Origin of the sequence: Vibrio syngnathi, from assembly GCF_002119525.1 — a bacterium.
Taxonomy (GTDB): Bacteria; Pseudomonadota; Gammaproteobacteria; order Enterobacterales; family Vibrionaceae; genus Vibrio; species Vibrio syngnathi.
The window spans coordinates 875422-890358 of sequence record NZ_CP017917.1 but is presented as its reverse complement, the minus strand read 5'-3'; the positions used below and the strand labels follow the sequence as shown (position 1 = coordinate 890358).

The following is a 14937-nucleotide window of genomic DNA, read 5'->3' as shown; positions in this document are numbered from 1 at the left end:
TGAGAATTCTCTAATAATAAATATACTGCCCATCTGTGTAATAAAACATAATAATTAGATGGAGAAGCATCATGCAATCTAATTTGTCTATCAAAGCCATACCAATCAAGCATATGGGCGCAGTTATTGCTGCACTATTGCTGGCAGGCTCCCTAACTGGATGTAACAAAGTTCAATCAGAGGAAAATGAGCAGGTAATCAAGCCTGTAAAGTTGTTTGAGATTCCTTTGCAGACGGATATCGAGCTTGATAGCTTTATCGCAAAAGTGGATGCAACCGACCGTGCTGCGCTTTCTTTTCAGGTGGGAGGCGACATTGAAACCTTCGATGTTCGTATGGGACAAGAAGTGAAGAAAGGTCAGGTGCTCGCCGTATTAGACGCGACGGATTACCGTATTGCGGTTGATGCAGCACAAGCCAAATTTGATCTTGCGAATAGCCAATACAAACAAGCTTCTGAGTTGTACGCGAAAAAGTTAGTCAGTACCGATTACTACGACCAAGCCGTGAACACCTTTACTGCCGCTGAAGTCGAGTTGGAACAAGCAAAAACAAACCTTGGCTACACTACCTTAGTTGCTCCATTCGATGGCGTGGTATCGATGGTGTTTGGAAAACAGTATCAATTGATCGCAGAAAAGCAGCCAGTACTGAATATTTTGAATCACAGTGAAATGGATGTGACTTTCTCTATCCCTGTATCAAAGCTTGAAGACCGTTCTATTCAAGATCTAACGAGCTCAAACATGTGGGTTGTGATGGACAGTCACCGCGGCATTCGTATCCCGACTCGCTTTAAAGAAATCTCTACACAACCAGATGAAGACACCAACAGCTACCAAGCGGTTGTATCTATCGAAAAGCCGGAAGGCATCAATTTACTTTCTGGGATGACAGCGCAAGTTGAAGTTCAGAAGCATAAATCTGACTACGGTATTGGCATTGTTGATTCAGCTTGGTTAACCAAAGAAGCTGACCATGGTGAGCTATGGCGCTATAACCCTGATTCTCAATTGATTTCTAAAGTACAAGTCCTTCTTGATGAGCAAGGCAAGGTTATTGATGGATTGTCGTCTGGCGACCTTATCGTTGAAGCGGGTGTGGATGTGTTATCCGATGGACAGCAAGTAAAAGCTTGGTTACGTGAGGGCGGTATTTAATGAACCTTTCCAAATTATCAATTGTTGTCGCGTCGGCTATATTGCTTCAAGCCTGTAACAGTGAAGCCGTACACCGTGAACAACCCCCTCTGCTAGTTTCTACCTTTGAAGTTGGCGCGCCGCTGACTGATCAATTCAGAAGTTTTAACGGTCAGGTAATGCCGCTGAATTGACCCCATTGGCATTTAAGCTCGCAGGCGAAATCCAACAAGTCTTGGTAGAAGCCGGTGACAACGTCGAAAAAGGCCAGCTACTTGCAACCTTAGACAACGCAACGTATCTCCAAGATCTGACTGATGCTAACTCTCAATTCAAACTGGCGAGCAAGCAGTTGGCCCGTGGTACGGAGATGTTTGGTAGCAAGATGTTGTCGCAGTCAGAGTTAGACCAACTAACGGCTAACTATAAGCTGGCATCGGCGAATTTGGCAGCTGCAGAACGCAAGCTAAGTTACACAGAGCTTTTAGCGCCATTTTCCGGGACCGTTTCTACCGTGGACAAGCAACGTTTCGAAAACACGACACCGGGTGAAACACTATTGAGCGTGTACCAGAACGATAAGGTGTATGTACGAATTCAAGTATCAGATTCAATCTTGGCATCGATCAGTCCAGACATGCGTTCAAATAGCTATCGTCCTGAGGCGACCTTTGGCGGTCACACAGGGCAATATCCACTGACGTATTTGGAGCACACCAGTGAATTGCACCCGCAATCGCGTACTTACGAATTTTGGATGCAGATGCAACAACCTAAAAACGAAATCCTGCCGGGCACCGGCGTTACGGTGAACGTGGATATGGCGAAAGCCGGCTTGAGCGATGTTCAAGGCTACCAATTACCAATGACAACTTTAGAAGCGGGTTCTGAAGCGAATCAGTTTTATGTTTGGAAAATGGAAGACGGACAAGCATTCAAAAGCGAAGTAGAAGTCGACAAGATCAGTGGCCAAGGCGCATTAATCGCTCACGGTGTTGAGCAAGGTGATCGACTCGTAAACTCGAATCTAAGAAAACTCCGTGACGGAATCAGATTGTCAGGAAAAGCAGAATGAACATCGCAGAATATTCAATAAAAAACAAAGTAATCAGCTGGCTGTTTCTCGTCATATTGGCCACTGGTGGTGTTACGTCTTTTGGTAATCTATCCCGTTTGGAAGACCCAGCTTTTACCATTAAAGATGCAATGATTATTTCAACTTACCCTGGCGCTACGTCAATGGAAGTTGAAGAAGAGCTAACGTACCCGCTTGAAAAAGAGATAAGACAGCTGCCTTATATCGACAAGATCACCTCAACTTCGTCGAATGGCATGTCTCAAATTATGGTTAGCATGAAGATGGACTACGGTCCAGACGAGCTACCACAAATCTGGGATGAAATGCGCCGTAAGATTAACGATCTACAGCCAACGTTGCCAAGTGGTGTGAATTCCGTTCAGATCATTGATGATTTTGGTGACGTATTTGGTGTGATGATCATGCTGACGGGTGATGGCTACGATTATGTCGAGCTAAAGCAGTACGCAGATTACCTAACGCGTGAAATCGAACTGGTTGACGGTGTTGGCAAAGTAAGCATTGCAGGCGACCAACAAGAGCAATTATTCGTTGAGATGTCACTGGAGCGTTTAGCGGCGTTAAACCTAGACATGTCGACGGTTACGTCTCTGCTCGCACAGCAAAACAGTGTGGTGTCAGCCGGTGAGGTAATGTTGAATGGCCAAAGCCTAACAATCAAACCTAACGGCACTTTGAGCACGGTTGAAGAGCTAGAAAACTTGATCATTCATGGTCGCGATACGGGCAACCTGATTCGTTTGAAAGATGTCGCAGAGGTCACTCGCGGTATCCAAGAGAAACCGGGCAATGTACTAACTTACAACGGCAAACCAGCGATCAACCTAGGCATTGCGTTCTCTTCAGGCGTAAACGTAGTCGAAATTGGTAACGCGTTAGATGCCGAACTGGATCGTTTAGAAAGCATTAAACCAGCAGGTGTAGAATTGAATTACTTCTACAACCAAGCGCAAGAAGTGGACAAGTCCGTTGCTGATTTCTTGATTAGCCTAGTTGAAGCGGTAGCCATCGTTATCATTGTACTGCTGTTCGCAATGGGCTTACGCAGTGGCTTAATAATAGGTTTGGTTCTTCTACTTACGGTGTTTGGTACCTTCATCTTGATGGACTACAACGAAGTTGAATTGCACCGTATCTCACTGGGTGCTCTGATCATCGCGCTTGGTATGCTGGTGGATAACGCAATTGTTGTCGTTGAGGGTATTCTGGTTGGCTTGAAGAAAGGTAAGACCAAACTTCAAGCGGCGAAAGACATTGTGAAGCAAACACAATGGCCACTATTGGGTGCGACCGTTATTGCTATCACGGCCTTTGCGCCTATCGGTTTGTCGAAAGATGCGACAGGTGAGTTCATGGGCTCGTTGTTCTGGGTACTGTGTTTCTCTCTGTTTTTGAGTTGGGTAACGGCGCTAACGCTGACACCATTCCTTGCTGAGATGTTGCTTAAAGAAGAAGACAAGGTCGATGAAAACGAAGATCCATACAAAGGTATTCTGTTTGTTGTATTTGGTGCGTGTCTGAAAGTCGCTCTCCGATTTAGATGGCTTACAGTAGCTAGCATGGTCGCGCTATTAGCGGTTTCCGTTGTTGGCTTTGGCATGGTGAAGCAACAGTTTTTCCCACCATCAAACACGCCAATGTTTTACGTAGATATGTGGATGCCAGAAGGCACCGATGTTCGTGAAACGATCAAGCAGACAGAAAAAGTTGAAAGCTACATTCGTCAACAAGGTGACGTGGAGTTTGTGACAACAACGGTTGGGCAGGGTATGCAACGTTTTGCGTTGACATATCAACCAGAGAAAAGTTACGAAGCGTACAGCCAACTGCAGGTACGAACGACTGACCGAGACACCATGTTTAAAGTCTTAGATGGGCTAGACAAGGACTTGGCCAATAAATTTGAACAACCCACGTTCCAATTTAAACTGATTGAGTTTGGCCCGTCGCCAGCTTCAAAAATCGAAGCGCGTATTAGTGGTGCAGATCCGCAAATACTTCGCAGCATCGCTGTTCAGGTAGAAGACATTTTGTTGGCGGATCCTGGCTCTCGAAATGTGCGTCACGACTGGCGTGAACGCACTAAAGAGCTAGTGCCACTGTTCAATGAATCAAAGGCTCGTCGTCTTGGCATTTCAAAGACGGATTTGTCTGAGACGTTACAAATGGCGTTTGGCGGCTACAACATCGGCTTACTGCGTGATGGTACCCATATGTTACCTATCGTGGCACGCCTGCCTGAAGAAGAGCGTTTTGATTTTGAATCACTAAACAACGTGAAAATCTGGAGTCCATCACTGCAAACCTACATTCCTGTAGAGCAAGTGATTGATGGCGTAGAGCTGCAATGGTCTGAACCACTGATTCAACGTCGCGATAGAAAACGTACGTTAACCGTATTGGCTGACCACGACGTATTGGGTGATGAAACGCCAGCTAGCTTATTTGCACGTGTTAAACCAAAGGTAGAAGCGCTAGATATACCTGCCGGTTACAACATTAACTGGGGTGGTGAGTACGAAAGCTCTAAAGATGCGCAAGAATCCCTATTTGGTTCACTGCCAATGGGTTACTTGCTGATGTTTATCATCACCATGCTTCTGTTTAACTCGGTTCGTAAGCCACTTGTAATTTGGTTTACGGTACCACTTTCTATTATTGGTGTTTCAATTGGTCTGCTAGGTACCAATATGCCATTCAGTTTCACAGCATTTTTAGGCCTATTGAGCCTAAGTGGCATGATTTTGAAAAATGGTATCGTTCTGCTTGACCAGATCAACACTGAACTCTTAACAGGTAAAGACCCATACCTAGCGGTTGTCGACAGCGCGATAAGTCGTGTACGACCGGTCTCTATGGCAGCACTGACGACTATCTTGGGCATGATTCCCTTGGTATTCGATGCATTTTTCGGCTCGATGGCGATTACCATCATGGCAGGCTTAGGCTTTGCTACAGTACTGACGCTAATTGTAGTGCCAGTGATGTTCGCTATTCTATATAGAATCAAACCGTCCACTGCGGGTTATTAGGGATTGATATAAAACAGATTCTTTTAAGCCAGCCCAGTCAATTTTGACTGGGCTTTTTTATGGACGTGATTTGCTAACACATAGGAGTGGCAGCGGATACGAATAGATAAGTATTTAAAAAGCCGCCAATCAATGGCAAATCGAACTCAGGGATAATAGGGTGGGGTTCTAGATTACTCGGCGGATATCCAGTGCAATTGGCTTTGGCATCGCTAAGTGATAGCCTTGATACATATCGAAGCCTAAGTTTTGCATTGCTGCGAGCTGTTGTTCGGTTTCGATACCTTCGATTACGGTCTTAGCACCAATTTGATTAGCAAGGCTAAGCACCAATTCCATTTTCCCTGTGTCACCGTTTTCAAAATCCAACATCACAGAGCGATCGATTTTGATGATATGAGGGGTGATATAGCGAACACGTTGCTCTGTTGACGCTTGTGCTCCAAAGTCATCAACAGCGATTTGAAAACCATTATCCGCAAGTGAGTGGGCCGCGTTTTTTAAACGTTCTTCACTCTCTACATTAAGCTCGACCAACTCCATGACGATTTGTTCGCACGATAAGTTAAGCTCTTGAAGACGTTTAGCTAACAGAGTGTCTTTTACTTTTTCTGAAGCAAACAACTCACCAACGTTTGGAAGAACGTTTAAAAACAGATTTAAGTGACGGACTGTTGATTGTGCAAAGTTGCGGACATGGATAGCGCGACTCAACCTTTCTACGTTGATTTTATCGGTGTATGAGGTTTCGTCGGAGTGGAAGAAGTGATCAGGGCGAACAGTATCCCCGTTAGTGTTTGAAATTCGAACCAAAGCCTCTACACCTATCTGAACCATCGTAGAGTCAAATATAGGTTGGTAGACACTTGTAAGTGTTAAGTCTTGGTATTTCGCAATAAACTGCATATCAGCATCCACAGATATACAACTAATAAATTCACTTCTGTCTGATAAAATCATAATCGCTATAAAAGGTGTTTATTCAGTGACGAGAAAATACGTCGCGGCTGTCACAATATTGACAGGTGCTGACAAATTGTCAAATAATAAAAATTCATCTTTAGACCCAATATTTAATTAAATAAACTTTCTTAAAAATCAGCATGATAAATGCCATTACCCATTAGGATTGGTTATTATCGACTAGTTTTCATAAGCTCAGTGAATTTAATGGCTGAGTAACCTGTTTTATATCCAACGAGTCAATGAAAAGGTTTAACGGGTATGAACAAGAGAAAAATAGCGATAAAGGCCTAGGTTGTAGATGAATGTCAAAGTAATAATATAAGTAGGCAATGGTGTTGTACCGAAATGGAAACAATGTCTCAAAATTAATAATAGTGGGAGGTTAAGTTATTAATTATATAAGTTAATAGCGCGAATAATAAATGATATAAAACATAGGTTGTATTTTATAAAACAATAAACTTTAGATATGGATATTTGGTTTATATTTTATGGAAAAGTTTATTTGTATTTTATTGCCATTGTATTACCGCATAAAGTTGTAAGTATTTGCGAACTAGCTGTTGATTTCCAGAGCGTTTTAGCGGGTGAGCGAATTTGATAAAACACGGACTGATTTTGAAGTCACGATTTAAATCATCAGCGAATTGAGTATTACTCTCTCTTAGCGTGATACCTTGTAAGCTGTAGTCGCTAATCTGGTCTGGGAGTTTCCCCATCCACCAATGCAAAAGTTCACCACTGTTTTTACTTCGGCTTATCCAATGGTCGGAGACAATGATCAATAGGTCATTGGGTTGAATGGCGAATCCGTACTCTTGCTGCCAGTTATGGATGTCCAACATCAACTTTCTACGACAAGTTTTTCCTGCGCTCACCATATGGTGGCTAATCATCCAAACGGTACCAATTTCAGAAGAGATTCGAAAGTGTCGTGGTGTTTCACCAGAAGAGAGCATTTCTAGTGGGCTTACGTTACTTGCATGATTGAAGCTAACGAAAGTGTGCTCCATTCGTCTGGCAAACGCTTTGCCTATGTGATGTTCACTGATCCCTTGATTGTGTACGGTAGGGTAATGACGTTCACAAAGTTTCAAGCAATCGTCTTGAAACTGATTGACGCTTTGAATCACCAGATCTAATAACAATGAAGCCTCTTATACGCGGTTGCTATCTTATTGATGGGCAATAGTACGGTAATTTCGACGCCATTACCTATTGCCAAAGTGCCAGTTCATGATCCCTCTATCAAAATTAGCCATTGCAGAGCGTTTTTATGGATAGCACTGGCGCTCTACGGGTCTGTAATCTAAATTATGAGAAATAATAGTGAGTTAGCAGGCTTATGGTTAGTTAGTAAAGTTATCGCTAGTTAACCTAATCTTAGTCAGCTAATCACAATTGTTCTACTTACTCTTTATTTGGACACATTCATGACCATTCAATTAGATTCGAAACAAAAGTCTGAGCTCACTCAGACATTACAAAAGTACCTGCAAGATGAACTCGATGTAGATCTTGGTCAGTTTGACACTGAATTCTTAGTCGACTTCATCAGTAAAAAGTTTGGTGCAGTCTATTACAACAAGGGGATAGAAGACGCTCAAAAAGTTATGGAACGAAAAATGTTAGACATCTCAGACGAGCTCTATGAAATTGAACAAATCGTTGAAATTTAACTCAGCAAGCGATTGTTCAACAAAGAAATTTGCCCATCAAGCAACTTGTTCAAAATTTTCGAATAACTCGTTTAATTTGAAATGATGTGACTAATGTAAAACTTGGTAAATAATATGTTACGCAAACTTGGTGTAGGGTACGCTTTTCAAAACTACACGACACGTTAACATTCGGAAGAGATGTATGAACAGCAGCGTCAAAAATTATAATCCTTTAGCAAGAGCAATGCATTGGATCTCAGCACTCGCAGTATTTGGCTTATTTGGTGTAGGCCTATGGATGGTTGATCTTTCTTACTATAGTGAGTGGTACAAAACAGCACCAGACTACCACCGTTCGGTAGGCATTCTTTTGGCTGCCGTTACCATTATCCGCTTGCTTTGGAAGCTAGTTACCGCGTCACCTAATGTGGAAGGTAAAAGCTATGAAGTTGTAGCGGCGAAGATCGCTCATGGATTTATGTACATTAACTTAGCGGTTTTATTTATTTCAGGTTATTTGATTTCGACATCAGATGGCCGTGGGATCGAGGTATTCAATTGGTTCACTGTACCAAGTATGGGTGAACTATTTGCAAACCAATCTGATCTCGCAGGAACGGTTCACTACTATGCTGCATGGGTACTGATCATTATGGCATCAGTGCACGCCTTAGCGGCGATAAAACACCACGTTATCGACAAAGACGATACGCTACGAAAAATGATAGGAGCTTCAAAATGAAAAAGTCAATTATCGCTACAGGATTAGCATTTGCTATGGCAATGCCTTTCGCTGCGAACGCCGCTGATTACGTGATTGATACAAAAGGTGCGCATGCTTCAGTTAACTTCAAAGTTAGCCACCTAGGTTACAGCTTTATCCAAGGACGTTTTAACACGTTCTCTGGTGATTTCTCATTTGATGAAAGCAATGTTGAAGCGTCTAAAATCAACGTAACGGTTGATACTACAAGCCTTGATTCGAACCACGCAGAGCGTGACAAGCACATCCGTAGCGGAGACTTCATCGATGCAGGTAAGTTCTCTGATGCGACTTTCAACAGCACAAAAGTGGTTGATAAAGGCGAAGGTAAACTTGAAGTTATGGGCGACCTTAAACTTCACGGCGTCACTAAGCCTATCGTTATCGAAGCTGAATTCATCGGTGCTGGTCAAGACCCATGGGGCGGTGAGCGTGCTGGTTTCGTAGGTACAACTCGTCTAGAGCTTGCTGACTTCAACATTCCAGTAATGGGTGCTTCAAGCTACGTAGACATGGATCTACACGTTGAAGGTGTAAAGAAATAATCTAGCTTTCTAGTTTTCTACCTCTCTGACAGGTATCAACATTTTTTAGAAACATCAAAAGTTTGGTCGATACTAACAAGGTCAGCAGTTAGCTAGTTGGCAATAGGGAAAGTAGCAAAACCGCTAGAAATAGAGAAAGGCGCAAAGTGTTCACTTTGCGCCTTTTTTATTGAGGTAAATGGCCACGCGTTTAGGTCAGTTTTGTGTCAAACCTTTTACAGCGTCTTAAGCCACCATTTACTTCTGCCAGTCAACGTTGCCATGACTGAGTTATCTAATTGAACTACTAATCCCTAATAGTTCAACTTACGATTAGTTAAGCCGTTTCTAGTTCAGCTTTTGGAACCACGTTTAAGCGGTCACCGTAGATAGGACGTAGTGCTTGCATCACTTCAGTGCGAGTCAACACGCCGACCATTACGCCATTTTCTAGCACTGGAAGCATATGTGGTTGGCTTACTTTCATCGCTTTTGCACGTTCTTCTAAAGAAAGAGAAGTCAGGCGAGTTGCGTAGCCCATGCTTGTCGTAGGGTACAGTTGCTCTTTGTCGATACATAGGAATTCAGCAACATCAACTAGCTTATCGTTAGCAGAGATAGCGACGACGTCACGGCTCATTAGGTCTACCACTTTCTGACCTTTAGTCGGAATGTAGTCTTGGCACCAAAGGTCAACCATTACGTCGTGAACAGAGAAGATACCTACTAAGCGGCCTTCAACATCGCAAACAGGAGCGCTAACAAGTTGAGCGTCTAAAAGTGAATCAATTGCGACTGAAGTAGGCATTTCTACGCTCAGTGTAATTGGTTGAGTGTTCATGATTTGCTTGATAGTTGTAGTAGTGTTCATAGTGATTTCCTTAACTGACGTAATTTCTGTTGTTTGAGTTATTGCTGTAATTTTTGCTGCTTTAAGCTGCGGGCGACGGTAGATACTCCAATTGGCTAAGCCAACCAATACTGAACCACCTACAATGTTGCCGATTGTCACTGGTATTAAGTTTGCGGTGACAAATTTCATGATGTTCAGGTCTGCGTATTGGGCTGATGTTGCGCCAATTTGCATCCAAAAACTCTCAGGTGCGAATGCTTGAATCGTGATGCCTAGTGGAACCATGAACATATTCGCCACACAGTGTTCAAAGCCTGAGCTAACGAACATCGCAACGGGTAACACGGTCATCATTGCTTTGGTCATGGCGTTAGCAGAGCTGAACGTTAACCAAATCGCTAAACACACCAGCAAGTTACAAAGCACACCCAAAGCAAACGCTTGAACAGGGCTGTGATGTAGCTTGTGTTGAGCAATGTTAAGAGCGTTCAAGCCCCATTGCCCGCCATCCAGTTGATACAAGCCTGCTGCGCTTACCAAAGCCAGTAGGAACATGGCACCGATAAAGTTGCCTACATAAACCTTGCCCCAGATAGACAGCATCTTGGTGAAGGTGATTTGCTTGTTAGCCCATGAGATGCTTGATAACACCGAGCTGGTAAATAGCTCGCCACCGCAAATCACAATCAGGATTAACCCCATGCTGAATGCAAGACCACCGGCTAAACGACTTAATCCCCATCCTGCATCAGCGCTACCTGTGGTCACCGTGATGTAGAATAAAAAAGCAAGCCCGATGAATGCGCCAGCCATGATTGCCAAACTCAATGTCATGCTGCTGGTTTTGTTTGCTTTGCTTAATGCAAACTTCTCGGCTTCCGCCATCATTTCTGTTGGTGAGAACAGTTGCTGATTTTCAGAAGTGCTGGTTGCCATATCCCCCCCTTGAACAATCCGTCATGTGTAATTCCTAGTCTTAGTAACTTGGTTAATCCGTAATGGTTAATCAGTAATGTTTTGCAGGGCTCGTTGTGTCCTGCCATTCCAGATTAGGGTGTTGAGGGGTAGAGGTAAAATTGATAATTTTTAGAAACCACATCAAATTTATTGATATAGCTTGGGTTAGGCGTAGAATGAAATTGATTGCTCATCGGCTTAACAAAAAACGAGCAACAGGACACAAGTTATTAAAAGAATTAAGGATAGATTTTGCGTTATTCATTAAAGCAACTCGCCGTCTTTGACGCGGTAGCAGATTCGGGAAGCGTAAGTCAGGCGGCTGATAGGCTTGCATTGACTCAGTCGGCGACCAGTATGTCTCTTGCACAGTTGGAAAAAATGCTCGGCAGGCCTTTGTTTGAAAGGCAGGGCAAGCAAATGGCGCTCACTCATTGGGGCATGTGGCTTAGGCCAAAAGCGAAGCGTTTACTGCAAGATGCGCAGCAAATTGAGATGGGATTTTACGAGCAACATTTATTGAGTGGAGAGCTCAAACTCGGTGCGAGCCAAACCCCGGCGGAACACTTGGTTCCAGACCTCATCAGTATTATTGATAACGACTTTCCTGAGATGCGAATCTCGCTCGGCGTGCAAAGTACCGATGCCGTTATTGATGGCGTATTAGATTATCAATATGACCTTGGTGTTATCGAAGGGCGCTGTGACGACAACCGTGTTCACCAAGAAGTGTGGTGTACGGACCATTTAACGGTGGTTGCATCGGCTCATCACCCGTTTGCGAAGCGTGAACGAGTAAGCTTGGCGCAATTAGAACAAGCAAAGTGGGTATTACGTGAACATGGTTCGGGTACTCGCAAAGTTTTTGATAGCTCTATTCATCATTTAATTGGCGATCTTGATGTTTGGCGAGAGTATGAACACGTTCCTGTTTTAAGAAGTTTGGTTGCAAACGGCCCCTATTTGACGTGTTTGCCTTATTTAGATGTTGAGCAGTTTGTTGAATCTGGCCAGCTCGTGACCCTGAATGTTCCTGAGCTTGAAATGGAACGTACGCTTTCGTTTATTTGGCGTGCCGACATGGCAGAAAACCCACTTGCTGAGTGTATTAAGCGAGAAGGTAAGCGCATGATGAAAGGCAAGCCGTCGGTTCTTTAGCAGATATTAGATAAATCGCTGATAACCAATTGTGTTGAATAAGCGATACCGGTCTCCAACTGGTGATAAATGCACATCCGCATACATTATTAATGTGATCATGATCGGCCAAAAGAAGGCGTTCTTCCCATAATATGCTTACTTGATTTTAAGTGAGGCTAAATCCGGTTGCGATGAATTTCGTAATTAGGCTTTAGAAATAGTATGAGTACATTAGTCGCGATTTCATTAACAACAGGTATTTTGTCTGGTCTTTGGGGATGGATTGCTATCTCTTTCGGCTTATTGTCATGGGCAGGTTTCCTAGGTTGCACCAGTTATTTTGCTTCGCCAACAGGCGGTGTTAAAGGACTAGCAGGCAGCTTATTGACCAACATGACAGGCGTATTCTGGGCAATGGTGATTATCGAAAGCTCAACCTTCGCAGGGTTAGAGATTTTAGGCTATATGATTACTGCTATTGTGGCTTTCTTTATGTGTATTCAAGCCAAACAAGCGTGGTTAGGTTATATCCCTGGCACCTTTATTGGTTGCTGTGCGACGTTTGCTGCAGGCGGTGATTGGCAACTTGTCGTGCCATCTTTACTGCTTGGTGGTGTCTTTGGATACTTGATGAAAGCAACAGGGCTATGGCTTCACGAGAAATCGACTCAATCTTCGGAAGTGGTAGACCAACACACTAAACAAGCGAAGGCTTAATTCGTTAACCTAGCCTTAATTCGTTAACCTGACCCTAGTTTAGTCACTGTGAACTCTTGCAAGATAACCCCCAATTAATTTGTATATCGATTTATACAGGCACACCACTTGGTGTGCCTTTTTTGGTTTTGATTACTGTGTTAATTAAAGAAATTATCAGCAGAAGAACTAATAGCACCTATCAGATAAGTAACAAGCTAGGTGTTCCCGTTTGCCATGGTGATGACACGTTTTAAAGTCCATCTCAACAACAATGGAATACAGTCTTGTCCTTGATTCTCACAATGAGACACGATCGCCAAAGCCAGGTCGGGTTTTGCGTGTTTCTTGAGTACCTTAGCAACGACTTTTTTTGCTGGGATAGGGTGATCGTAAGGAATCTTAACCATGTCTCTGAAAAAGTTCTCAAACCCATTCATATACAAGTAGTGCTCGATGTCTCTATCAGGCAGTTCTGTGAGGCGATGTCGTTCTTGATCATTACCAAGTTTAGAGAGCACAGTCGCCGCATATTTTTTACCGGCAGCATCGCCATCGGTAACGACGTGCCAATCTATTCCAAACTCTTGCGCGACTTTGATCAGTGCCTTGAGTCCTGATTGAGCGAACTCAATAATTTGCACACCTTCCGCAGCAAGGTTATACCCACATTGGTTGGCTAACTCGTTAAACAACCATACTTCGGTTTCACCTTCTACTAACAACCAACAGCGAGCATACAGAGCACCGGAACGGTGGAAACGAATATGAAAACCAATTCGACGAAGTTCATCTTTACTGAAGTGGTTCATGTTGAGTTGGTTGGCAATGGTTTTATCCGACTGACGCACCAAACGACGAATCGATTGAAGTGGCACAGCAGCAAGTAGATCGCCACTGTTGGTGGTCAGGATTTTTTGCATGGGTAACTTTTGCATCAAGCTCCAAGCCCTTGCAAGGTGCGTTGGGTGCAGTCGGCCCTCTGGATCTTCAAGGATCAAAAGAGGGCGCGCGCATCGTCTTAAGTCATTTGGCCCTTTTGCTTGCAAATAGGCATTAAGTAACCCCATGAATAATAAGCGCGTTTGTTTGTTTTTGGTCTCTTCGACCAATTGATGAATGCTCTTGTCGTTCGCTCCAGCTGAGTACAATAGCCCATCACGCGGTTTTCTCGGATTCTTACGTGAGACACTCTTAAATGAGAAGTAGTGTTCTATTAAGCTTTGCATCGACTCAAGGCTACTGCGCATTTCCCCTTTATTAACATGCCCAGGTATCGCCATAAGACGACGGCAGGTGTTGTCGATGCGCTTTTCTATCCTTGCTTGGCGTCCGTTGCCGTTACTGCCGTTTCCATTGCTGCCATTACCATTGGTTGTTTGACTCTGTCCGTTCCCATGACCGTTATTTGGATTACCATTTCCATTCACATTATTAGCGTGACCGTGACTAGCATGAACAGTGTTAGTGTGAACATTACCCGGTAGGTGAGCATTGTGGTTAAGTGAATTGCTGTTGAAAGGACGATCGAAGTGCCTTGCGTCCCGTAAACGGATCACCGGATGCAAGGTCATTAACTCTTGAGCGAGTTTTTCGGAGTGATGAAGTTTAAGCGGATTACCGTCTAAACCTAAAAATGCGTAGTGTGTGGTCGTTTCATACTGCTCTAACGTGGCACTGATTCGATAATAGATACGAAAGACACCAAACTCGTCTTGAACCCACACCGGCTTCAGTTTGCGATAACGCCCTGCATTTAACTCACTCTTGTCGTTGGCTTTTAATGCGAGAACAATTTGAAGATGTTGAGACTGTGGATGTGAAACCGAGTAATCAACATGAAAATCGGTCATTTCGAAATGATAAGGGACACCGTCGGATGGGAGAACGACGGAAAGGGCATCCAATAATGAAGACTTACCCCAAGTATTTTCACCAATCAGCGTGGTGAGCTCGTCAAACGCAAGAGACATGCGCTTAATACCCCGAAAGCCAGAAATCTCGATTCTTTCTAGTTGCATAGACTTACTCCTAACGGAAGGCTCTGCTAATTGTTTGAAAGCTAACAGATATCTTTAATCATAATCGAAAAATACCAATCTGGTAT

11 protein-coding genes and 1 pseudogene are annotated in these 14937 nt (G+C 43.6%); 8 read left to right on the top strand and 4 right to left on the bottom strand.

What is annotated here, in order from left to right:
• The first annotated feature begins 71 nt into the window (after nt 1-71).
• The 3 genes and pseudogenes from K08M4_RS18870 (at nt 72) to K08M4_RS18860 (ending at nt 5270) form a co-directional block, all read left to right on the top strand.
• Nucleotides 72-1160, top strand: a complete 1089-nt coding sequence (locus tag K08M4_RS18870) for an efflux RND transporter periplasmic adaptor subunit (RefSeq protein WP_086050996.1) — start codon at nt 72-74, stop codon at nt 1158-1160.
• Nucleotides 1160-2214, top strand: a pseudogene (locus K08M4_RS18865) (efflux RND transporter periplasmic adaptor subunit). The gene K08M4_RS18870 and the pseudogene K08M4_RS18865 overlap by 1 nt, the downstream one beginning before the upstream one ends.
• A complete protein-coding gene (locus K08M4_RS18860; RefSeq protein WP_086050995.1) occupies nt 2211-5270 on the top strand; it encodes an efflux RND transporter permease subunit in 3060 nt (1019 codons plus the stop codon). The pseudogene K08M4_RS18865 and the gene K08M4_RS18860 overlap by 4 nt, the downstream one beginning before the upstream one ends.
• A gap of 168 nt (nt 5271-5438) precedes the next feature.
• Here the strand turns inward: K08M4_RS18860 and K08M4_RS18855 are convergent, their stop codons facing one another.
• Together K08M4_RS18855 and K08M4_RS18850 are read right to left on the bottom strand one after the other, a co-directional pair.
• Nucleotides 5439-6176 carry an EAL domain-containing protein gene (locus K08M4_RS18855; protein WP_086050994.1) on the bottom strand — a complete coding sequence of 246 codons (738 nt, stop codon included), beginning with the start codon at nt 6174-6176 and terminating at the stop codon, nt 5439-5441.
• 572 nt (nt 6177-6748) lie between these two features.
• On the bottom strand, nt 6749-7384 hold the full coding sequence (locus K08M4_RS18850; protein ID WP_086050993.1) for a hypothetical protein: 636 nt from the start codon (nt 7382-7384) through the stop codon (nt 6749-6751).
• Nucleotides 7385-7669: 285 nt separating this feature from the next.
• Between K08M4_RS18850 and K08M4_RS18845 the strand changes: the two genes are divergently transcribed.
• The 3 genes from K08M4_RS18845 (at nt 7670) to K08M4_RS18835 (ending at nt 9205) form a co-directional block, all read left to right on the top strand.
• Nucleotides 7670-7915, top strand: a complete 246-nt coding sequence (locus K08M4_RS18845; RefSeq protein WP_086050992.1) for a DUF2164 domain-containing protein — start codon at nt 7670-7672, stop codon at nt 7913-7915.
• A 184-nt stretch (nt 7916-8099) separates the two neighbouring features.
• The gene (locus K08M4_RS18840) at nt 8100-8639 is read left to right on the top strand and encodes a cytochrome b (RefSeq protein WP_086050991.1); all 540 of its coding nucleotides are present in this window, start codon (nt 8100-8102) and stop codon (nt 8637-8639) included.
• Nucleotides 8636-9205, top strand: a complete 570-nt coding sequence (locus K08M4_RS18835; RefSeq protein ID WP_086050990.1) for a YceI family protein — start codon at nt 8636-8638, stop codon at nt 9203-9205. Before K08M4_RS18840 ends, K08M4_RS18835 begins: the two co-directional genes overlap by 4 nt.
• Before the next feature lie 316 nt (nt 9206-9521).
• Here the strand turns inward: K08M4_RS18835 and focA are convergent, their stop codons facing one another.
• A complete protein-coding gene (gene focA / locus K08M4_RS18830; protein WP_086050989.1) occupies nt 9522-10973 on the bottom strand; it encodes a formate transporter FocA in 1452 nt (483 codons plus the stop codon).
• 273 nt (nt 10974-11246) lie between these two features.
• Here focA and K08M4_RS18825 point away from each other — a divergent pair, with 273 nt between their 5' ends.
• Complete coding sequence (locus K08M4_RS18825) at nt 11247-12152, top strand: LysR substrate-binding domain-containing protein (protein ID WP_009845304.1); 906 nt, start codon at nt 11247-11249, stop codon at nt 12150-12152.
• Between the two features lie 204 nt (nt 12153-12356).
• On the top strand, nt 12357-12851 hold the full coding sequence (locus K08M4_RS18820) for a DUF1097 domain-containing protein (protein ID WP_086050988.1): 495 nt from the start codon (nt 12357-12359) through the stop codon (nt 12849-12851).
• Nucleotides 12852-13048: 197 nt separating this feature from the next.
• Here K08M4_RS18820 and K08M4_RS18815 read toward each other — a convergent pair whose 3' ends face one another.
• Nucleotides 13049-14851, bottom strand: a complete 1803-nt coding sequence (locus tag K08M4_RS18815) for an ATP-dependent endonuclease (protein WP_086050987.1) — start codon at nt 14849-14851, stop codon at nt 13049-13051.
• Nucleotides 14852-14937 lie beyond the last annotated feature (86 nt).